The 19,234-nt window shown below is 74.3% G+C and carries 20 protein-coding genes; 5 read left to right on the top strand and 15 right to left on the bottom strand.

The window, feature by feature from the left end; translation table 11 throughout:
• The first annotated feature begins 228 nt into the window (after window positions 1-228).
• A complete protein-coding gene (locus tag AB0I32_RS22420; protein WP_357510070.1) occupies window positions 229-1,485 on the top strand; it encodes an AGE family epimerase/isomerase in 1,257 nt (418 codons plus the stop codon).
• Window positions 1,486-1,511: 26 nt separating this feature from the next.
• On the opposite strand, the gene AB0I32_RS22415 is transcribed toward AB0I32_RS22420, so the two are convergent.
• Genes AB0I32_RS22415 through AB0I32_RS22400 form a run of 4 tightly spaced genes read right to left on the bottom strand, consistent with a single transcriptional unit; the run spans window position 1,512 to window position 4,562 of the window.
• Window positions 1,512-2,597, bottom strand: coding sequence for an ABC transporter ATP-binding protein (locus AB0I32_RS22415; RefSeq protein WP_357510068.1), 1,086 nt, complete (start codon window positions 2,595-2,597; stop codon window positions 1,512-1,514).
• Complete coding sequence (locus AB0I32_RS22410; protein WP_357510066.1) at window positions 2,594-3,361, bottom strand: ABC transporter permease; 768 nt, start codon at window positions 3,359-3,361, stop codon at window positions 2,594-2,596. Before AB0I32_RS22410 ends, AB0I32_RS22415 begins: the two co-directional genes overlap by 4 nt.
• Window positions 3,358-4,155 (bottom strand): molybdate ABC transporter substrate-binding protein, encoded by a 798-nt coding sequence (gene modA / locus AB0I32_RS22405; protein WP_357510064.1) that lies wholly within the window; start codon window positions 4,153-4,155, stop codon window positions 3,358-3,360. Before modA ends, AB0I32_RS22410 begins: the two co-directional genes overlap by 4 nt.
• A complete protein-coding gene (locus tag AB0I32_RS22400) occupies window positions 4,152-4,562 on the bottom strand; it encodes a TOBE domain-containing protein (protein WP_357451482.1) in 411 nt (136 codons plus the stop codon). Before AB0I32_RS22400 ends, modA begins: the two co-directional genes overlap by 4 nt.
• A gap of 110 nt (window positions 4,563-4,672) precedes the next feature.
• Between AB0I32_RS22400 and AB0I32_RS22395 the strand changes: the two genes are divergently transcribed.
• From AB0I32_RS22395 to AB0I32_RS22385, 3 genes are all read left to right on the top strand, one after another.
• Window positions 4,673-5,131: an Rrf2 family transcriptional regulator gene (locus AB0I32_RS22395; RefSeq protein ID WP_357510062.1), complete on the top strand. Its 459-nt coding sequence runs from the start codon at window positions 4,673-4,675 to the stop codon at window positions 5,129-5,131.
• 197 nt (window positions 5,132-5,328) lie between these two features.
• Window positions 5,329-6,252, top strand: a complete 924-nt coding sequence (locus tag AB0I32_RS22390) for a sulfite exporter TauE/SafE family protein (RefSeq protein ID WP_357510060.1) — start codon at window positions 5,329-5,331, stop codon at window positions 6,250-6,252.
• Window positions 6,249-6,746 carry a MogA/MoaB family molybdenum cofactor biosynthesis protein gene (locus tag AB0I32_RS22385; protein ID WP_357451474.1) on the top strand — a complete coding sequence of 166 codons (498 nt, stop codon included), beginning with the start codon at window positions 6,249-6,251 and terminating at the stop codon, window positions 6,744-6,746. Before AB0I32_RS22390 ends, AB0I32_RS22385 begins: the two co-directional genes overlap by 4 nt.
• A gap of 28 nt (window positions 6,747-6,774) precedes the next feature.
• On the opposite strand, the gene AB0I32_RS22380 is transcribed toward AB0I32_RS22385, so the two are convergent.
• A complete protein-coding gene (locus tag AB0I32_RS22380; RefSeq protein ID WP_357510058.1) occupies window positions 6,775-7,014 on the bottom strand; it encodes a MoaD/ThiS family protein in 240 nt (79 codons plus the stop codon).
• Window positions 7,011-7,481 carry a cyclic pyranopterin monophosphate synthase MoaC gene (gene moaC, locus AB0I32_RS22375; protein ID WP_357510056.1) on the bottom strand — a complete coding sequence of 157 codons (471 nt, stop codon included), beginning with the start codon at window positions 7,479-7,481 and terminating at the stop codon, window positions 7,011-7,013. Before moaC ends, AB0I32_RS22380 begins: the two co-directional genes overlap by 4 nt.
• A gap of 178 nt (window positions 7,482-7,659) precedes the next feature.
• Here moaC and AB0I32_RS22370 point away from each other — a divergent pair, with 178 nt between their 5' ends.
• On the top strand, window positions 7,660-8,622 hold the full coding sequence (locus AB0I32_RS22370; protein ID WP_357510072.1) for an NAD-dependent epimerase/dehydratase family protein: 963 nt from the start codon (window positions 7,660-7,662) through the stop codon (window positions 8,620-8,622).
• On the opposite strand, the gene AB0I32_RS22365 is transcribed toward AB0I32_RS22370, so the two are convergent.
• Genes AB0I32_RS22365 through AB0I32_RS22325 form a run of 9 tightly spaced genes read right to left on the bottom strand, consistent with a single transcriptional unit; the run spans window position 8,516 to window position 19,207 of the window.
• On the bottom strand, window positions 8,516-9,568 hold the full coding sequence (locus AB0I32_RS22365; RefSeq protein WP_357510054.1) for a glycosyltransferase family 9 protein: 1,053 nt from the start codon (window positions 9,566-9,568) through the stop codon (window positions 8,516-8,518). The genes AB0I32_RS22370 and AB0I32_RS22365 overlap by 107 nt on opposite strands.
• A 34-nt stretch (window positions 9,569-9,602) precedes the next feature.
• The gene (locus tag AB0I32_RS22360) at window positions 9,603-10,358 is read right to left on the bottom strand and encodes an SDR family NAD(P)-dependent oxidoreductase (protein ID WP_357510052.1); all 756 of its coding nucleotides are present in this window, start codon (window positions 10,356-10,358) and stop codon (window positions 9,603-9,605) included.
• The gene (locus tag AB0I32_RS22355) at window positions 10,355-11,893 is read right to left on the bottom strand and encodes a PfkB family carbohydrate kinase (protein WP_357510050.1); all 1,539 of its coding nucleotides are present in this window, start codon (window positions 11,891-11,893) and stop codon (window positions 10,355-10,357) included. The genes AB0I32_RS22360 and AB0I32_RS22355 overlap by 4 nt, the downstream gene beginning before the upstream one ends.
• A complete protein-coding gene (locus AB0I32_RS22350) occupies window positions 11,890-12,570 on the bottom strand; it encodes an SIS domain-containing protein (RefSeq protein ID WP_357510048.1) in 681 nt (226 codons plus the stop codon). The genes AB0I32_RS22355 and AB0I32_RS22350 overlap by 4 nt, the downstream gene beginning before the upstream one ends.
• Window positions 12,567-13,862 (bottom strand): glycosyltransferase, encoded by a 1,296-nt coding sequence (locus AB0I32_RS22345; protein WP_357510046.1) that lies wholly within the window; start codon window positions 13,860-13,862, stop codon window positions 12,567-12,569. The genes AB0I32_RS22350 and AB0I32_RS22345 overlap by 4 nt, the downstream gene beginning before the upstream one ends.
• Window positions 13,859-14,866 (bottom strand): glycosyltransferase family 4 protein, encoded by a 1,008-nt coding sequence (locus AB0I32_RS22340; protein WP_357510044.1) that lies wholly within the window; start codon window positions 14,864-14,866, stop codon window positions 13,859-13,861. Before AB0I32_RS22340 ends, AB0I32_RS22345 begins: the two co-directional genes overlap by 4 nt.
• The gene (locus AB0I32_RS22335; protein WP_357510043.1) at window positions 14,863-15,969 is read right to left on the bottom strand and encodes a glycosyltransferase family 9 protein; all 1,107 of its coding nucleotides are present in this window, start codon (window positions 15,967-15,969) and stop codon (window positions 14,863-14,865) included. The genes AB0I32_RS22340 and AB0I32_RS22335 overlap by 4 nt, the downstream gene beginning before the upstream one ends.
• A complete protein-coding gene (locus AB0I32_RS22330; RefSeq protein ID WP_357510041.1) occupies window positions 15,966-17,522 on the bottom strand; it encodes an HAD-IIIA family hydrolase in 1,557 nt (518 codons plus the stop codon). The genes AB0I32_RS22335 and AB0I32_RS22330 overlap by 4 nt, the downstream gene beginning before the upstream one ends.
• On the bottom strand, window positions 17,519-19,207 hold the full coding sequence (locus tag AB0I32_RS22325; protein ID WP_357510039.1) for a carbamoyltransferase C-terminal domain-containing protein: 1,689 nt from the start codon (window positions 19,205-19,207) through the stop codon (window positions 17,519-17,521). Before AB0I32_RS22325 ends, AB0I32_RS22330 begins: the two co-directional genes overlap by 4 nt.
• Between the last annotated feature and the right edge of the window lie 27 nt (window positions 19,208-19,234).

Here is a 19,234-nt window from a genome sequence, read left to right as displayed (position 1 = left end):
GAGAGTAGGACGCCGCCGGACAACCATTCCCAGGAGGGGGTGGAGCCAGCACGAGCCCGTCAGGGTGAGTGCGGGCTCCACCCCCTTCCTGCATTCCCGGAACAAACTGCGTACTCAAACTGCCGGCAGGGGCACAACGCCGGCCAGCAACGTCGCTGTCGGAGCTCTTGCCGGCCACTCGGCGGGCAAGATTGCCGGGGATACATCGACCGCGGCTATCGTGGCCATGTGAACGCAGACATCACCCGCACCGGCGCGGATTCCACCAGCAACCAGGCCGCCAGCACGAGTGAGTCGGCGTGGCGCAGGGGCCACTTCGTCTCGCTGCTGCGTTTCGCTGAGGCGTCGGTTCGTGACGACGGGGCAGCCTGTTGGCTCGATGATCGCGGGCGGCCCGACAGCTCACACCCTGTGGAGACGTGGATCACGTCGCGCATGGCGCACATCTTCGCGGTGGGGCACCTGCTCGGGGTCAGCGGTGCGGACGAGTATGCCGCGCGGGCGATCAGTGGTCTCCAGGACGTTCTGAGCGACGGGGAGTTCGGCGGATGGCTCGCAGCCCGGGGTGAGGGTGACGACGTTGTCGGCACGAAGCAGGCGTATGCGCACGCCTTCGTGGTGCTCGCCGCGTCGTCCGGCAAGATCGCGGGCATAGCGGGAGCGTCCGAGCTGCTGACCAAGGCCCTCGCCGTGCTGGACGCGCGGTTCTGGGAGCCCGAGCAGGAGCTGCACCTCGACGAGCGGTCGCGCGACTGGTCCGAGACCTCGGACTACCGTGGTGTGAACGCGAACATGCACGCCGTCGAGGCGCTGCTGGCAGCGCATGCCGCGACCGGAGACGGTTTGTGGCTGGACCGCGCGGCGGCCATCGGCGATCGTGTGGTGAGCTGGGCAGAGACGAACGACTGGCGGATCCCCGAGCACTTCGACGCAGCGTGGAACCCGCTCCTCGAGTACAACGCGGACCGGCCGCACGACCCGTTCAAGCCGTATGGAGCCACACCCGGTCACGGACTCGAGTGGTCGCGGTTGCTGCTGCAGATCGATGCCGAGTCGGACACGTCCGGTCGACGGACGGAAGCCGCCGTCGCGCTGTTCGAGCGAGCGGTTGCCGACGGCTGGGACCCCGCGGGGGGCGGCTTCGTCTACACGACCGACTGGACCGGCACGCCGGTAGAGGCGCGGCGCTTCCACTGGGTAGCGGCCGAGGCAGTGGCGACCGCGCAGGTGCTGGGGCGGGTCACCGGCGAGGCACGTTATGCCGAGCTCGAGGCCGGATGGTGGGCCTGGATCCGGGAGAACCTCGTCGACGCCGAGCACGGCTCCTGGCACCACGAGCTCGACACGGAGAACCGGCCGTCGGGCCGCACGTGGATCGGCAAGCCTGACGTCTATCACGCCGCGCAGGCCGTGATCCTGCCGGAGCTGCCGCTGACCGGCTCGTTCGCGGCCTCCGCACAGCGGGCGGGTCAGATCCTGGCCTGACCGCCTCGCCCGCGGCCGGGCGCGGATCATCCGGCCGGGTACAGGTCTACCTCGGTCGCCTTGACCGTGAACCAGACCGAGTCTCCCGGCGCGAGCGCGAGGTCGGCCGCCGCCTGAGGTGTGATGTCCGCGCTGAGGTTCCCGGCCCGGACCCGCACCAGATCACCGTGCGGTTCGACGGTGGTGACGGTGGCCGGCCAGGAGTTGCGGGGGGAGCCGGTCGCGCGGGCAGGGAAGACCGAGACGGCTGTCGGGCGGAACGCCGCGATCATCGGCGACCCGGCCGTGGGCAGCGCTCGGTCGGCGCCCCCGCCGTCGTCGTGGGGCAGGCCGTGCACCACGACGCCGGACGCCGCGCGGATCCCGCCGTCCTCGTCCGACCAGGTGCCCGCCACGATGTTCAGGCCCGCGATCCTGGCGGCGAACGCACTCCGCGGCCGGGAGAGCACCTCGCGGGTCGGACCATCCTCGACGACGCGGCCGCCGTCGAGCACGACCACCCGGTCGGCGAGCAGGAGCGCGTCCAGGACGTCGTGCGTGGCGATGACGACGGTCTGCTCGCTGAGGACCTCGCGGAGCAGGTGTCGCAGCGCGGGCGTGACGTCGACGTCGAGGGCGGCCATGGGCTCGTCGAGCAGGAGGAGCCGAGGTTCGGTCGCAAGCGCCCGGGCCACCGCGACCCGCTGGGCCTGTCCGCCGGAGATGGTGGACGGGCGCCGCTCACCCAGATCGGCCAGGCCGATCCGGTCCAGCCAGCGGTCGGCCTCCGCGCCGGCCGACAGCCGGGAAGCACCGCGGGCCCGGGGTCCGAAGGCGATGTTCTGCCGTACCGAGAGGTGCGGGAACAGCAGGGGATCCTGTGCCAGCAGGGCCACCTGCCGTGCGTGCGGGGGCACCCAGGCGCGGGTGCGGCCGGCCTCGACGTGGGTGAGCGTGCGGGCGTCAAGCGTGACCCGGCCGTCGTGCGGGCGCAGCAGCCCGGCGGCGACCGCCAGGAGAGTGGACTTGCCGGCGCCGTTGGGGCCGAGCAGGGCGACGGTCTCGCCGTCGGCGACCTCGAGGTCGAGCTGGACGTCACGGTCCGGGAGATGTGCGGAGAGGACAAGGCTCACAGGGCGCTCCGGCTGCGGCGGGTGAAGCCGATGACGAGCACGGCGACCGCCACGAGGACGAGGGACAGTGCGACCGCCGCGTCCGGGTCGGTCTCCCGCTGCAGGTAGATCTCCAGCGGCAGCGTCCGTGTGACGCCCTGCAGGCTGCCGGCGAACGTGATGGTCGCCCCGAACTCGCCCAGGCAACGGGCGAAGGAGAGCACCGTGCCGGACAGCAGGCCGGGCCATACCAGCGGCAGGGTCACCCGGAACAGCACGGTGGTGGGCCGGGCGCCCAGGGTCGCGGCGACGACGTCGTACCGGGTGCCCGCCGTACGCAGGGCGCCCTCCAGGCTGATCACGAGGAACGGCAGAGCCACGAAGGTCTGCGCCAGCACGACGGCCGTGGTGGAGAACGCGATCTGGATACCCGCCACCTCGAGGGACTCGCCGAGCAGTCCACGACGCCCGAAGGTGTACAGGAGCGCGATCCCGCCCACCACCGGCGGCAGGACGAGCGGCACCAGCACCAGCGAACGCAGCAGGTTGATCCCGAGGAAGCGCGCGCGGGCCAGCACCAGGGCCAGCGGTATCCCCACCACCAGGCACAGCAGCGTGCTCACGGCAGCGGTCCGCAGACTCAGGAGCAGCGCGGCCACTGACGACTCGCTGCTGATCAGGGTCCAGAAGTTCGGCCAGTCCACGCGGGCCGCCAGCGCCGCGAGGGGGAGCACCACCAGGAGCGCGCCCACCGCCGCGACCCCGGCGACCCACCGGGGGATCATGGCGCCGCGAAGCCGGCGTCGGACAGCACCTGTTGTCCGTCCGGGCTCAGCACGGCCTCGACGAACTCCTGGGCGAGCTCCGGCTGCGCGCTGCCCTGGAGAGCCGAGACGGGATACACGTTGACGACGTCGCTCGACCCGGGGAACTCGATGCCCTCGACCTGGTCGCCGGCGGCGCGCACGTCCGTGACGTAGACGAGGCCGGCGTCGGCCTCGCCGGTGATCACCTTGTTCAGGACGTCGGTGACGCTCTGCTCCTCGCTGACGGGGGAGAACGAGACGCCGCCCGCCTGCTCGACCCGCTCGGTCGCCGCGCCGCACGGCACCTCCGGCGCGCAGACGACCAGGTTCAGGTCCTCCGCGGCCAGGTCGGCGAGCGATGCGACCCCTGCCGGGTTGCCCGGCGGGACCGCGATCATCAGGGTGTTCGTCGCGAAGTCAGCAGGTGTCCCCGCCAGCAGGCCGGCCGCGGCGAGCTTGTCCATGTTCGCGGTGTCCGCCGACGCGAACACGTCCGCCGGGGCTCCCTGCTGGAGCTGGGCGACCAGGTCCGACGAGCCGGCGAAGGACAGCTCGACGGAGACCCCGTCGTGCGCCGCCTCGAAGTCCGCGGCGATCTGCTCGAACGCGCTGGTCAACGACGCTGCGGCGTAGACGGTGAGCGTCCGGTCGGACGGCGCGTCCCCGTCGTCGGGCCTGGATGGCCCGCTGCAGGCTGCCAGAGTGACCCCCGCCAGGATCCCTACGGCCAGCGCGCCCACCGTCAGCCGGCGCTGGTGTGTGTACCCGTTCATGCGGAACCTGGCCGATCCTCGGTCTCGATCACGACGTTCGTCGACTTGATGACGGCTACCGCCACCGATCCCGGCTCCAGGCCGAGGTCGCGCACGGCCTCGCTGCTCATCAGGGAGACGACGCGGAACGGCCCGCACTGCAGCTCGACCTGCGCCATGACCGTGTCGGCCTGGATGGCGGTGACCAGGCCGACGAAGCGGTTGCGGGCGGAGCTGCGCAAACCCGGCGGCAGGCCGGGTGGCGAGGCATGCTCACGCGCCACCATCGCTACCTCGTAGCCGTCGACGACCTTGCGCCCGGAGTCGTCCGTGCGGACGCCGAGCAGCCCTCGGTCGATCCAGCGGCGCACGGTGTCGTCACTGACGCCGAGGTACGCGGCGGCCTCTCGAATCCTCATGTGCGGCACGCTGTCGACGCTATCACCGAGCATGCGGGCCCATTCCAACCATTTCTCCTGGTCTGCGGAAGCGCTGCCGGTCGGCACACCATGGCGGGAGTACGGGAGAGAATGGGGGCATGAGGATCTCCGCACGAGCCGACTATGCCGTCCGGGCGGCCGCCGAGCTGGCGGCGGCCGACCACGACGGGCCCGTCCGCGCCGAGGCCCTGGCCCGTGCGCAGGACATTCCCCACCGCTTCCTGGAGGGCATCCTGAGCGACCTGCGTCGCGACGGACTCGTCACGAGCCACCGAGGGGCGGGCGGTGGGTACCGGCTGGCGCGTTCGGCCGACTCGATCACCGTCGCCGACGTGGTGCGGGCCGTGGACGGTCCGCTGGTCTTCGTCCGCGGCACCCGGCCGTCCGACCTGGAGTTCCAGGGTCCGGCCGCTCCGCTGCTCCACGTGTGGGTGGCGCTCCGCGCCAACGTCCGTGCCGTGCTGGAGGCGGTATCGCTCGCCGACCTGGTGGACGGCACGCTGCCGGACGACATCCGCGCCCTCACGCAGGGCGAGTCGGCCTGGGCCAACTCCTGAGGCAACTCCTGAGCCCGGTAGACGCCTGGATCCTGGCCGAATCCTGACGGATCGCAGACCTTTCACCCGGCCTGTCATGCGCACTTATCCGATGCGTGAGATGCTCGTTGTTTCCGACCGGGTTGGGTGGTTACTCTAGCGCGGGCCGCACTGGTGCTGCCTTCGCCGTATTTCCCCGGACCTGGAAGGTCACGACCATGAGAACCCTGATCCTGCTGGCGCTCGTCGGCCTCGGCGCGCAGCTGGTGGACGGCAGTCTGGGCATGGCCTACGGCGTGACCTCCACGACCCTGCTGCTCGCGATCGGCACCAACCCCGCCGCGGCGTCGGCCACCGTGCACCTCGCCGAGATCGGCACCACGCTCGCGTCCGGCGCCTCGCACTGGCGCTTCGGCAACGTGGACTGGAAGGTCGTCGCCCGCATCGGTATCCCGGGCGCCATCGGCGCGTTCGCCGGTGCCACGTTCCTGTCGTCGCTCTCCACCGAGATCGCCAAGCCGGTGATGTCGCTGCTCCTGCTGGGGCTGGGCATCTACGTGCTGCTCCGCTTCACGCTGCAGGGCCTGCCGGCGCGCTCCGACAAGCCGCTGCGCCGTCGCTTCCTCACCCCGCTCGGCCTGGTGGCCGGCTTCATGGACGCCACCGGTGGTGGTGGCTGGGGCCCCGTGGGCACCCCCGCGATCCTGGCGAGCGGCCGCATGGAACCCCGCAAGGTGATCGGCTCGATCGACACCAGCGAGTTCTTCGTGGCCATCGCGGCGAGCATCGGCTTCTTCGTCGGTCTCAGCGGCGAGGGCATCGACTTCACCTGGGTGCTGGCCCTGCTCATCGGTGGCCTGATCGCCGCGCCGATCGCCGCCTGGCTGGTGCGCCTCGTGCCGCCGCGCGTCCTCGGTTCGCTCGTGGGCGGCGTCATCATCCTCACCAACGCGCGCACGCTGCTCAACAGCGACTGGATCGCCGCGGGCCCCGTCCTGATGAACACCGTGTACGTGGTGATCTGGGTGACCTGGGCCGCCGCCGTCTTCTGGGCGGTGCGCGCTTACCGCCGCGACAAGGCCGCCGAGGCAGCCGAGACCGCCAAGCCCCACGAGCCGGAGGCCGATAGCGTGTCGGTATGACGTCCGACCGGGTAGCGGTGATCACCGTCTCCGACCGTTGTGCACGCGGCGAGGCGGAGGACCGGTCCGGCCCGACGGCGGTGTCGCTCCTGGAGCAGGCAGGGCTCACCGACGTGCACCAGCACCTGGTGCCCGACGGCGTCGAGTCGGTCCGGGACGCGCTGCGCGCCGTGCTCGACGACGGGGCCCGGCTCGTCATCACCACCGGCGGCACCGGGATCGCCCCGCGGGACCTCACGCCCGAGGGCACGCGCGAGGTGCTCGACCACGAGATCCCCGGGATCGCGGAGGCCGTCCGCCAGCAGGGCATCGCGGCGGGCGTGCCCACCGCCGCGCTGTCCAGAGGCCTGGCCGGGATCGCCGGCACCGCCGACGGGGACCGCGCGCTGGTGGTCAACCTGCCCGGCTCGTCCGGCGGGGTGCGCGACGGGCTCCAGGTGGTGCTCACGCTCTGGCCGCACGTCCGCTCGCAGCTGGTCGGCGGCGACCACTGACCCGAGCGGCGTCAGCCGCCCGCGCGGATCAGCCGCCCGCGAAGGGGGGCAGGACGTCCACCGCCGCGCCGTCCGGGATCTGGGCCTCGTCGGACGTCGTGCGGGCACCCGCCACCAGCAGGGCGCACTTCGGCAGGACCTCCGCCAGGCGCGGGTGCGCTGCCGTGAGGGCAGCGCGGAAGGCGGCCACCGACGTCGGTCCGTCGAGCTGTTCGGTAGTGACCCCGGCGGCCTCCCGGGCGCCGGCGAAATAGCGGACGGTGATCATTCCGGACGCACCCAGTCGCCCGACTTGCCGCCCGTCTTGCGCTCGAGGCGCACGTCCGCGAGCGAGACGGACTTGTCCAGGCCCTTGACCATGTCGACGACGGCGAGGCCCGCGACCGCGACAGCGGTGAGCGCCTCCATCTCCACCCCCGTGCGGTCGGCCGTGCGGACGATCGCCGTGATGATGACCCCGTCGTCGGTCACCTCGAGGTCCACCGCGGCGCCGTGCACGCCGATCACGTGCGCGAGCGGCAGCAGCTCCGGCGTCCTCTTCGCGGCCGCTATCCCGGCGATCCGGGCCACGGCCAGCACGTCCCCCTTGGGGACGGCGCCGTCGCGCAGCGCCCGCACGACGTCGGGACCGCAGCGGACGGTGCCCGTCGCGGTGGCGGAGCGGATCGTCGGCTGCTTGGCGGTGACATCGACCATGCGGGCCTGGCCGCGGTCGTCAAGGTGCGTGAAGCTCACGGGACCAGGGTGTCACGTCGCGCGGGTCGCGGGACCGGCCCGGGTGCTCGGCTGCGAGTGAAGTGGCCCCGGTGCACCGTGGAACGGTGCGGTCGAGACCAGGCTGGCGGAGCACCCGGTGAGAGGACGACCCCATGCGCAGCGACAGCTGGAACCCCTGCCCAGGTGAGGCCCCGTGATGAGGGCGGTCGTCACCGGCGGCGCCGGATTCGTCGGCAGCAGGCTGTGCGAGGCCCTCCTCGGCTCCGGGGCAGAGGTCGTCTGCTTCGACAACCTCCTGACGGGCGCACCCGGCAACCTCGGCGGCCTCCGTGGGCACCCGGCGTTCCAGTTCGAGCAGTGCGACGTCGCCGAAGGATTCGGCTCCCGCCCGGTCCGGGCAGCCCTGCGTCCCGGCGTCGACCTGGTCCTGCACCTCGCCTCGCCGGCGTCGCCCGTCGACTACCTCGAGCACCCCATCGAGACGCTCGACGCCGGCTCGCGCGGCACCCGCGCCGCCCTCGACCTGGCGGGCGAGCACGGCGCGCGCTTCGTGCTCGCCTCCACGTCGGAGGTGTACGGCGATCCACAGGTTCATCCCCAGACCGAGGAGTACTGGGGGAACGTGAGCAGCGTCGGACCGAGGAGCGTCTACGACGAGTCCAAGCGCTTCGGCGAGGCGCTCACGGCGGGGTACCGGCGCGCGCTCGGGACCGACACGGGGATCGTCCGGATCTTCAACACCTACGGACCCCGCATGCGCGCGCACGACGGGCGGGTGGTGCCCACCTTCGTCCGGCAGGCGCTCGCGGGCGAACCGCTCACGGTCGCGGGCGACGGCAGCCAGACGCGGTCGCTCTGCTACGTCGACGACCTGGTGGCCGGGCTCCTGGCGTTCGCGCGCAGCGGGCACCCCGGCCCGATGAACCTCGGCAACCCGCACGAGCTCACCGTCCGCCAGATCGCGGAGGACGTGATCACAGCGACCGGCTCCCGCTCGCCGGTCGAGTACGTCGAACGGCCGGTGGACGACCCGGGGATGCGCTGCCCCGACATCACCCTCGCGCGTACGGAGCTGGGCTGGGAACCGCAGGTCGACTGGATGGAAGGTCTGGCCCGGACGGTGTCATGGTTCCGTTCGCGGTCTCAGGGAGCGGCCTGAGCATCGACTCGCAGGCGGCGACCACCTCGTCGACCGCGATCCGGGCGAGTGCCGGGTCGAGCCGTCCCGCGTTCGGGTCGCGCCGTGGCGCTCCCCGCTCGTCGTGCCAGATGACGACGTGGCGGTGCAGGTCGAGCGTGGGCCCCCACAGCGCCGGCGGCGTCGGTCCGAACAGCGTGACGGACGGCGTGCCGTACGCGGTGGCGAGGTGCGCCGTGCCGGTGTCCCCGCTGACGACCAGCCGGGCGGTGGACACCAGCCCCGCCAGCGCGGGCAGGCCGAGCCGGCCCGAGGTGTCGCGCACCGCTGCGCCCGCATCGGCATCGAGCCGCACCCGGGCGCAGAGGTCCTGCTCTGCCTCGGAGCCGGTGAGGATCACGGAGTGGCCCCGCGCGGCGAGCGCTGCGACGACCCGTGCCCAGCGGGCGGCGGGCCAGCGGCGGGCCTCCGCGGCGGCGCCGGGGTGGACGACCACCTCGGCCCGGCCGCCGGGCGGGTCCGCCGGGCCGAGGCGTAGGTCCTCCGGCCCGCAGGGCCCGCCCACGCTCCGCACGAGCCGGCACCAGCGGAGCACCTCGTGCTCGTCGTCGTCCCAGTCGGGTCCGAGGTGGTCGGCGGCGGGGCTGTCGAACGCGATGAGGGCGTCCGGCCGCGTCGCCTGCAGCACGCGGTGGCTCCGCGGCCCGCTGCCGTGCAGGTTCACCGCGAGGCATCCTGGCGCGTCCTGGGCGCCGCCCGGGCCGGCCCAGGGCCACGGGAGGCGGGCCAGCTCCCGGGTGGGCAGGACGGCGTCGACGATCCTGTGGTCGGCGAGCAGCTGGCCGAGCGGCCGGGGTGCGGCGAGCACGATCCGGTGTCCCGGCCATGCTCGCCGCACCCCGCGGAGCGCTGCCACGCCGGTCAGCGTGTCGCCGAGCCCGAGCGCCCGCAGCACGAGGACGGTCACGCCGGGCTCCTGGTGAGCCCGACTGCCCGTCGGGTCACGGCCACGAGGCCTCTCCTGACGCCATGACCAGCATCTCCCTGATCTCGCTACCCTGCGGCTGGGTCAGCGCCGTCACGACGGCGGCGGCCGTGGCGGCAGGATCGTTGAGGTCCGCGTCCGGGCCCGGCTTGTACTGCTCGGCGCGGCCGTCGAAGAACGGCGTCCGCATCCCGCCGGGAATCAGGCACGTCACGCCGACCCGGCCCGCGTACTCGGCGGCGAGAGCCTGGGTGAACCCGCGGATCCCCCACTTCGACGCGCAGTACGCGGTCGCGTCGCCCGCGCCGCGCAGCGCGAGCGTCGAGGCCACTGTGACCACGGTGCCGCGCCGTTCCTCCAGGTAGGGGAGCACCGCCCGGACCACCGAGACGGTGCCGAACAGGTTGACGCGGACGACACGCTCCCAGTCCTCCGGATCGATGTCGAGGAGCGGGCCGCACGCGTCGATCCCGGCGGCGGTCACCACCGCGTCGGGTGGGCCCACCTGCTCCACCAGCGAGTCGACGGCGGCCTGTGCGGCGCCCGGGTCGCCGAGGTCGGCGGCGGCGAACGGCACGTCGGCGGCCGGCTCCGCCACGTCGAGCACGGCCGGTGTGCCGCCGGCGGCGGTCAGGACGTCGACGAGGGCCGCGCCGAGGCCGGACGAGCCACCGGTGACGAAGACCGTGCCGACGGACCTGGGCGTGAGCGGCGAGGCTGGGGCGGCGCCGGCGGACGGTGTCGCAGCGGCAGGGGTGGTGGTTCCGGTCATGATGACCTCCTCATGGTCGGTGGGATCGAGGCGGGCAGGGGTTCGACCGCCCGGACCTGGCTGACGAGCGCGGTCGTCGAGCGGCCAGGGAGGTACGGCAGGGTCACCACACGTCCCCCGTAGGAGCGGACGACGGCGGCCTCGGGCAGCTCGGACCACGTGTAGTCGCCGCCCTTGGCCCAGATGTCCGGACGGAGCGCGGCGACGGCGGCCGACGGCTCGTCGTCGTCCAGCACGACGGCCGCGTCGACGCTCGCGAGACCCTCCAGGACGCGGAGCCGGTCGGCCAGGGGCACCACCGGTCGTTCGGGTCCTTTGAGGCGGCGCACCGAACGGTCGGAGTTGACCAGCACCACCAGGTGCTCGCCCAGCTGACGCGCGGTGTCGAGCATGCTCACGTGGCCGGCGTGCAGCAGGTCGAAGCAACCGCTGGTCGCGACCAGCACACCGCCCGCCGCGCGCAGCCGGGCGCCCAGCTCCTCCAGCGACTCGGGGCCGCTCCGCTCGGCGGGCTGCCGGGCGGCCTCGCGGGCGCGCCGGAAACCGTCCGCGCCCCCTGACGCGACCCAGGCGCTCGCCGCGACCACACCCTCCCGGACGGCGGTGGTGGCCTCGTCCCCGCGGGCCATCCGGTCCGCCACCGTCGCGGCGAAGCGGTCACCGGCCCCACAGGGGTCCGGTCCGTGCGCCGGCCGGGTCGGCAGGTGCCGGATGACGCCCGGGCCGTCGCCGTCGGGCGGCCGGGTGGCGACGAAGGCGCCCCGGTCCCCGGCGGTGACACTGACCGCCCGCGCGTCCCAGGCCCGGCGCAGCACGTCCGCCACCGCCGGGAGCTCGGTGTCCTCGTCGGCGGGCGGCAGCGGGAGCTGCCGTGCCGCACGTTCGGCCTCCGCCGCGTTCGGCGTCACGAGCGCCGTGCCGGGCACGGGCTCGCCGCCGCGCGGGTGCGGGTCCCAGACGAGCGGCACGCGTGCGGCCGACTCGGCGAGCACCTCCCGCAGGAGCGGCTCAAGGGTCACGCCGCCGCCGTAGTCGGCGACGAGCACCGCGTCACAGCCCCCGATGGCGCTCCGCACCCGTTCGGCGGTCGCCTCGTTCACGCCGAGCGGCGTGCCCGGTCCGCCGTCGTCGACGCGGACCAGGCCCTGTCCCGAGCCGCGGACGCGCGTCTTGCGGCGGGTCGGTCCCTCGTGCCGGAGCGGAACGACCGTGACGTCGGCGAGCTGGCGGCGCAGCTCCTGGCCGTCCGCGTCGTCCGCGAGGGGTGCGACGAGCACGACATCGGCCCGCTGGGCGCACAGCAGGGCGGCGAGCCCCGCGCCACCCGGGCTCTGGCGGACCTCCGCCACATCGACGACCGGTACCGGAGCATCGGGCGCCAGCCGGGTGACCGAGCCGTCGACGTCCCGGTCGAGCAGGACGTCTCCGACGACGGCGACCCGCGGCCGGGCGGCCTCCCCGCCGGACGAGGAGCCGGACGAGGAGCCGGGCGGCCTGCGCGAGAGATCGCCGACGACGGCGCCGTCCCAGGTCATGCGCGTGCTCCGGCCGTACTCGACCGGGCTCTCTGCGGCGCCGGTCGGGGGGCCCGCACGCTGTTGCCGGCGATGTGGGCGTCGAGCACCGCGCACAGGGTGTGCGCGACGACGAGGTGGATCTCCTGCACCGCCGACGTGGACGCCGACGGGACGGTGAGTGCGTCGTCGCACAGTGCTGCGAGCGGGTTGGGCGCCTGGCCGGTGAGCGCCCAGGTGGTGAGCCCGAGCTCCCGGGCCCGCCGCGCCGCGACGAGCACGTTGGCGCTCGCCCCGGAGGTCGACAGGCACAGCAGGACATCGCCCGGCCTGCCGTGCGCCGCGACCTGCCTGGCGAACATCTCGTCCTGGCCGTAGTCGTTGACTATCGCGCTGAGGCTGGAGGTCTCGGCGTGCAGGGCGATCGCGGCGAGCGGTATCCGCTCGCCCTCGAACCGGCCGACGAGCTCGGCGGTCAGGTGCTGGGCCTCGGCGGCGCTGCCGCCGTTGCCCGCCACGAGGAGGCGATGGCCCGAGACCAGCCGCTCGGCGAGGTCCTTGCCCCATGCCTCGATCCGGTCGAAGCTGGCGCTGAGGTGGTCGAGGCCGACCGTCAGGTCGGCGCGATGCTGCCGGAGCCAGCTCCGGCCGCTGGAGGAGGGCTGGAGGGCGCTCGGTCGGACGGGCTCGGAACTCATCGGGTACCTCCTGCGGAAACCAGCGGAGCGTCCGTCGGAGGCCACTGCGGTAGGGGCAGGCGGGCGGACGAGGAACTGACGACCTCGGCATAGGCCTCGGCCGTCTGCCGGGCCACTGAGGCCCAGCCGTACCGGCGCTCGGCGCGGACCCGGGCGCCGGCGCCGAGCCGGAGCCGGAACCGGCGGTCCGAGAGGCGCAGCAGCGCGTCGGCCACTGCGGCGGGATCACGCGGCGGGACGAGGAGGCCCGTGCGCTCGTGCACCACCGTGTCGAGCATGCCGCCGACCGCGGAGGCGATCACGGGCAGCCCGCACGCGGCGGCCTCCAGCGGCACTATGCCGAAGGGCTCGTACCAGGGCGTGCAGGCCACGATGTCGACGTCACGGAGCAGCTTCGGGACGTCCTCGTGCGACACCGCGCCGAGGAACCGCACCCGGTCACCGACGCCCAGCTGCTCGGCCCGGGCCCGCAGGCGGCGTACCTCGGGGTCGCGGTCGAGCTCGCCGAGAAGCGGTCCGCCGGCGACCAGGAGCTCCATCGGGGGAGCCTGGTCGCCGAGCCGGGCGAGCGCCTCGGCGACGGTCGCGACCCCCTTGCGCTCCACGAGCCGGCCCAGGGACAGCACACGCAGGGGCCGGTCCTCGTCCTCCTGGTGCGTCCGGGCGGTGCCCGGCGTGAACACGCCCAGGTCGACGCCGCACGGCACCACGCGGACCCGGTCGTCCGCCGCGCCCAGCTGCCCCAGCTCACGCACCTCGTCCTGACAGGTGGCGATCACCAGGTCCACGTCCGCGCACAGGGTCCGCTCCAGCGGGATGCGCGCGGTGGGACTGGTGTCCGCGGCGCCCTGGTACCGGCGCTTGACCGAGCCCAGCGCATGGAAGGTCTGGACCACCGGTACGACGGGCCGGTCGTCGTCCGCCCGGCGGGTCGCGCGCAGCGCGGCCAGGCCCGACATCCAGAAGTGCGCGTGCAGCACGTCCGGTCGCACCTCGGGGTCGGTGAAGCGGGCCGCGAGGTCGTCGCCGAACTGGTCCATCCAGCGCAGCAGGTCGTCCTTCGGCAGCCGTTCGGGCGGGCCGGCGGAGATGTGCACGACGTCGACGCCGTCGGTGAGGGGAACCCGTTCCGGGAGCGCCGGGTCGTCGCGCCGCGTGTAGACGTCGACGGTGTGCCCGTCCGCGGCGAGGCGCTGCGCCAGCGCCGCGACGTGGACGTTCTGCCCACCGGCATCGGCCTCTCCGAGCACGGCGAGCGGGCTGGCGTGCTCCGAGATCATGCCGATCTTCATGGCGACACCTCCTGTGTCAGCAGGCTGGTCCAGCGGTCGAGGAACAGGTCGAGCGGATAGTGGGCGAGCACGTGCTCCCGGGCGGCCTTGCCGTACGCGGCGGCCTCCTCCGGGTCGGCGAGCCAGCGCCGGGCGACTGCCGCGAGCTCGTCCGGGTCCGCGCTGAGCACGCCGGCCTCGGGCGGGACCGCCGCGTACGCCGCGGTGACTGGCAGGGCGAGCACGGGCAGGCCGAGGGCCATGGCCTCCAGCAGGGCGAGCCCGAGGCTCGTCCACCGGTACGGGTGCAGGTAGGCGCGTGCCCCTGCGAGCCGGTCGTGCAGCTCCGCCTGCGGCAGGTCGTACAGGCGGTCGGCGGCTCCAGCGGCCGTCGGGCCGAGGGGTGAGAGGTGCTCCGCCAGGAGCGACGTGCCCATCCCGTACACCTCGGCAGGGACCTGGCGGGCGACCTCCAGCAGCACGTCCGTGCCCGCGGCCCGCCACCGGCGCACCGGCTCGTTCACGACCGCCGCGACGGTCTCGCGCTCACCGGTGTACCGGTGGCCCGGGTCGGGGATGCCGTGCTCGATCACGGCGGTGCGTGCCGGGCCGGTGTCCCACATGAGGGCGTTGAACCGGGTCACGTGCACTATCGGGACGAGCCCGCCGGCCGCGACGTCGACGTCGGCCAGGGGGTGCCGCGTGGCGGCGGCGGGCCCACCGGGGGCGTCGTGCTCCAGGTACACGGTGGGCACGTCCCGCCCGGCCCGGCGTCCGGTCCACTCCCGCAGGAGGCGGGCCTCGTGCGGCCGCTGGAGCACCACGGCGTCCACGCCGTCCTCGTCGAAGGCCCGGCGCAGCGCGGCGGGGTCCAGCTCGCGTACCGAGGCCGGCCAGTCCCACGTCCGCGCGCGTCCGCGTCCGTCGGCGGGCCGGCCGGGCAGCACCGGCACCAGGTACTCGTGCTCGCCCTGGACGAAGGCGGTGGTCCACGACCCGTGCACGTGCCACAGCAGGATCCTCATGAGGGCCACCCCTCCGCGCGGCTCCCGCCGGCGGCCGCCCGCGCGCGGGGCGGCGGGTACGTGAGGCGCGCGACGGCGTCGGACACCTGCTCCGGCGTGACCGACGTGAGGCACAGATGGCCCGCCACGGGGCACGCGCGGGCCCGCGTGCCGCGGCACGCGGCACCCTGGTCCCCGAGGAGCAGCCGGGGGACCCCGTACGGCGCCCACCGGTCGGCGGGGACCACCGGTGCGAACAGGCTGACCACCGGCGTACCGACGGCTGCCGCCAGGTGCGCCGGGCCGGTGTTCCCGACGACCGCGCACGCCGCCGACTCCAGGACGGCGGCGAGCTCGGCCAGGCTGGTCCGCCCGCCCAGGTCGGTCGCGTGGTCGCCGGCCACGTACGCGGTGAGGTCCCGCTCCGCCTCGGCGCCCGTCACGAGCACCTCCCAGCCGTCGTGCGCGAGGCGTTCGGCGATGGCCCGGGCGTCCTCCGGCAGCGGCGCCCGGGCGGGTACCGACGCTCCAGGGTGCAGGACCACCGACCGCGGTTGCCAGGCGCCCCCGGCACCGAGAGCGCGCTCGGCCGGAGGCGGCACGGCGGGGAGCGGACGGCGGACGGCGAGCAGCCCGTCGTCCTCCACCGGCAGCACGGCTCCGGCCTGTTCCGCGAGGTCGAGGGCCGCCTCCACCTCGTGCAGCCCCGGCGGGCGCTTGTGCCGTACGTCGAGCAGAGAGCCCGGGTAGTCCTCGCTCACCGCGACGATCCGGGGTACGCCGGCGAGGCGGGCCAGCAGGGCCATCGGGAGCGGCGACTGGTGGAACGACGTGAAGATCACCGCGAGCTGGTAGCGGCGCGCGACGAGACCGGCCACGAGATCGAGCACCGCCTCGGCCGAGACCGGGGGCGGCTCCGCGCCGGACCACGGTGCGTCGAACCGCAATATCTCGGTGACGCCGGGCAGCAGCTCGGCGGCCTGCCGCCCGGAGCTGGAGACCAGGAGGTCCACCTGGTCGTAGGTAGCGGCCAGCGCGCGCACGGCGGGGCCGGTCAGGAGCACGTCCCCGTCGCTGTCGAGCCGGATCGCGAGCACCCGGACAGGGCGTTCCACGGAGGTCATAACAACATCACCACCTCGTCGAGAGTCGCGGCAACGACGGGAGCAGCGGACAGCTCCTCGCGCCTGGTCACCTCGGTCGGCACGAGGACGCCGCGTGCACCGGCAGCCACGGCGGCGCCCACGTCCGAGCCGATGTCCCCGACCACCACGCACTCCGCCGGGAGTACACCGACCGCCGCGGCCCCGCGGAGCACGAGGCCCGGCTCGGGCTTGCGGCACGTGCAGTCCTCCTCCGGCCGGTGCGGGCAGCGCTGCCACGTGTCGAACGGGCCCAGCAGCCGGCGGACCCGCTCGTCCACTGCATCCACCTGCGCGCTCGTGAGCAGCCCCCGCCCGATCGCCGACTGGTTGGACACCACGCCGACCCGCATGCCGCCGGCCCGTAGCCCGTCCAGCACGCGCCGCGCGCCGGGCATCGGTTCGACGGCGTCGGGGTCACCGTTGTAGGGCACGTCGCGGACGAGCGTGCCGTCCCTGTCGAACAGCACCGCACGGACGGGCGGTGGCCAGGCCGGCACGCGCCCGTCGAGCCCGCGCCGCCACCGCCACGCCCCGCGCACGCGGTGTGCGACGGCGGCGAACGGGATCAGCGCACTCGTCAGGACCATGCGGCGCAGCTCCTGGCCGAAGCCGTCGTCGCCGGGCCGCGGCCCGGGCCGGAGCCGCTGCGCGGCGAACCTCGCGGTGAGCGCCGCCCAGGCCGAACCGGCGAGGGCCGCGGTGGTCCGCGCCGCGCGCGGGTCGCGGGTGCCGGGGAGGGCGGCGGCCACGCAGCCGCCGAGCAGCGTCAGCCCCGCCGCCACCGTCGCCGCGTGCCACGGCAGGCGCCCTTGCCCGGCCCCGGTACGCCGGCGCCAGTCGCGGCCGTGCAGCGTGCGCAGCAGTGCGTCGTCGGCGTTGCCGGCCTGGGCCCGCACGCTCGTCAGGCCCTCGGCGGGCCGGACGGGGTGCTCGACGAACCGGACGCCCCGGACGAGGTCCCAGCCTGCCTCGCGGACCCGCAGGGCGAGGTCGGCGTCCTCGCGGTATGCGCGCGGGAAGCGCTCGTCGAAGCCGCTCACCGCCTCCAGGGCGGCCCGGCGGTAGGCCATGTCGGCGGTCGCCCAGGCAGCCGTCTCCAACCCGGCGGTGTTGCGTTCGAGGTCGGTCGGGGGCCGGTGGCCCGGGAGCGGCACCACTATCCGGCCCTGCACGCCCGCGACGTCGGGAGCGGCGGTCGCGAGATCCTGCTCCAGGGTCGCCGCCCAGCGCTCCGGGACCACCACGTCGTCGTCCAGGAAGGCGACCCACTCCGTGCGGCCGCTGCGCCAGCCCGTGTTGCGGGCGGCGGCCGGGCCGCGACCGCCGGTGCGGAGCACGCGCACGCCGGAGACCGGGTCGGGCCCGAGGTCGAGGGGCGGGTTCGCGCCCTCGGCCGGGAACGGCCGGTCGTCGACGACCACCACGTCGAGCGGCGGTGGCCCGCCGGCGCAGGCGACGCGCACCGAATCGAGCAGCGCGGCCAGCTGCGGGCGGCCGATCGTCGGGACGACTATCGAGTACGAAGGTGTCACGCGGCACCCCCGGACGGCCGGCCGCCGGTGAACAGGTCAGCGCGCCGGACGAGGTGGGGGCCGAGCACCAGGACGTCGACGGGCGCGGAGCCGAAGAGCTCCAGCGCGTCCCGTGGGCTGTCCACCATCGGGCGGCCGGCGGTGTTGAGGCTGGTGTTCACCACCACGGGCAGCCCGGTCCGCGCCCGGAACGCGCGGAGCATCGACTGGAGGCGCGGCTGCGAGTCGTCCACCGTCTGGATCCGGGCGGTGCCGTCCACGTGGACGGTCGCCGGGATGCGGTCGCGCCAGGCGGGGGCGACGTCGTGGACGAACAGCATGTAGGGGCTGGGGATCGGGCCGCCGGAGAAGATGTCTGCGGCGTCCTCCAGGAGCACCATCGGTGCGACCGGCCGGAACTGCTCGCGTCCCTTGACGATGTTGAGCCGTTCGGTGTTGGCCCGCGTACCCGGGTGCGCCAGCAGCGAGCGCTGGCCGAGGGCACGCGGCCCGAACTCGGAGCGGCCGTCGAACCAGGCCACCATCCCGTCGTCGGCGAGCACGCCGGCGACCTGCTCCGGCAGGTCCGCGGGGGTCGTGAACGGCACGCGCGCCGTGCGCAGCGCGTCGGCCAGCTCGTCGTCGGACCAGCCGCGGCCGAGTGCCACCGACGTCATGGGCACCATCGGGACGCCGGCCTCCGCCGTCAGCTGCAGGGCCGCGCCGAGGGCCGTGCCCGAGTCACCTGCCGCGGGCTGGACCCACACGTGCTCGAAGGGGGTCTCGCGCCACAGCCGCGAGTTGGCCACGCAGTTCAGGGCGGTGCCGCCCGCCAGCGTCAGCGCGGTGTCGCCGGTCCGCTCCTGCAGGGCCGTGGCGAGCTCGACGAGCAGCTCCTCCAGCCGCGCCTGGACCGACGCCGCGAGGTCCGCCTGGTCGGGCGGCAGGCCGCCCGCGCCGCTGGGTTCCTGGATGGTGCCCGGCGTGGCCGGCGCCGCCCATCGTGACCAGTCGGGAGCCTCGGCCACGAACCCGCCGTCGGGCGTGGTCCGGAGCAGCTCCCGCAGCTCGGGCAGGAACCGCGGCCGGCCGTACGACGCGAGCGCCATCACCTTGTACTCGTCGCTGGACCGCAGGAAGCCGAGGTGCTCGGTGAGGGACTCGTAGACGAGGCCGAGGGAGTGCGGCAGCTCCTGGCTCGCGAGCACCTCGAGCTGTCCGTCGGCGTACCGGCCCGCGAGGTAGGAGGAGCGTTCGCCGCGACCGTCCAGCGACATGACGCTGCAGGTGCGGAACGGGGATGCGAGGGCCCCCGAAGCGGCGTGCGACACCTCGTGCGGCACGAAGCGCACGGCGGCGGGGTTGAGCCCGGGCAGCGCGGTGGCGATGAACTGCGGCGCTCGTTCGGCGTACCGCTGCCGCAGCCAGTCCCACGGGTCGGGCAGGCCCATCTCGTTGGACGGTTTGGCGAGGGCAGGGTCGAACGAGTAGGCGACGGCATCCAGGTCCTCCGGCCGCAGGCCACCGACGTCGAGGCACCACCGCATCGCCTGCTCCGGCAGCTCCCAGGCCGCGAACGGGACAGGTCGCTTGCCGTGCTTGCGTCGGCTGAACCGTTCCTCCTCGGCTGCTGCGAGGACGTGACCGTCGACGACGAGCGCCGCCGACGGGTCATGGAAGAGGGCGTTGACACCGAGGACTCGCACAGTGACCTCCACGGATGGTCGTCACCG

Source organism: Promicromonospora sp. NPDC050249 (genome assembly GCF_040656015.1).
GTDB lineage: Bacteria > Actinomycetota > Actinomycetes > Actinomycetales > Cellulomonadaceae > Promicromonospora.
Note: the sequence above shows the minus strand (reverse complement) of the source record. Positions and strands in the feature narration are given on the sequence as shown.

Excerpts from the sequence above, each read along its gene's own strand:
- AB0I32_RS22410 (WP_357510066.1), bottom strand. The coding sequence starts at position 3,361 with ATGATCCCCCGGTGGGTCGCCGGGGTCGCGGCGGTGGGCGCGCTCCTG.
- modA (WP_357510064.1), bottom strand. The coding sequence starts at position 4,155 with ATGAACGGGTACACACACCAGCGCCGGCTGACGGTGGGCGCGCTGGCC.
- AB0I32_RS22395 (WP_357510062.1), top strand. The coding sequence starts at position 4,673 with ATGAGGATCTCCGCACGAGCCGACTATGCCGTCCGGGCGGCCGCCGAG.
- AB0I32_RS22390 (WP_357510060.1), top strand. The coding sequence starts at position 5,329 with ATGAGAACCCTGATCCTGCTGGCGCTCGTCGGCCTCGGCGCGCAGCTG.
- AB0I32_RS22385 (WP_357451474.1), top strand. The coding sequence starts at position 6,249 with ATGACGTCCGACCGGGTAGCGGTGATCACCGTCTCCGACCGTTGTGCA.
- AB0I32_RS22380 (WP_357510058.1), bottom strand. The coding sequence starts at position 7,014 with ATGATCACCGTCCGCTATTTCGCCGGCGCCCGGGAGGCCGCCGGGGTC.
- AB0I32_RS22370 (WP_357510072.1), top strand. The coding sequence starts at position 7,660 with ATGAGGGCGGTCGTCACCGGCGGCGCCGGATTCGTCGGCAGCAGGCTG.
- AB0I32_RS22360 (WP_357510052.1), bottom strand. The coding sequence starts at position 10,358 with ATGACCGGAACCACCACCCCTGCCGCTGCGACACCGTCCGCCGGCGCC.
- AB0I32_RS22355 (WP_357510050.1), bottom strand. The coding sequence starts at position 11,893 with ATGACCTGGGACGGCGCCGTCGTCGGCGATCTCTCGCGCAGGCCGCCC.
- AB0I32_RS22350 (WP_357510048.1), bottom strand. The coding sequence starts at position 12,570 with ATGAGTTCCGAGCCCGTCCGACCGAGCGCCCTCCAGCCCTCCTCCAGC.
- AB0I32_RS22345 (WP_357510046.1), bottom strand. The coding sequence starts at position 13,862 with ATGAAGATCGGCATGATCTCGGAGCACGCCAGCCCGCTCGCCGTGCTC.
- AB0I32_RS22340 (WP_357510044.1), bottom strand. The coding sequence starts at position 14,866 with ATGAGGATCCTGCTGTGGCACGTGCACGGGTCGTGGACCACCGCCTTC.
- AB0I32_RS22335 (WP_357510043.1), bottom strand. The coding sequence starts at position 15,969 with ATGACCTCCGTGGAACGCCCTGTCCGGGTGCTCGCGATCCGGCTCGAC.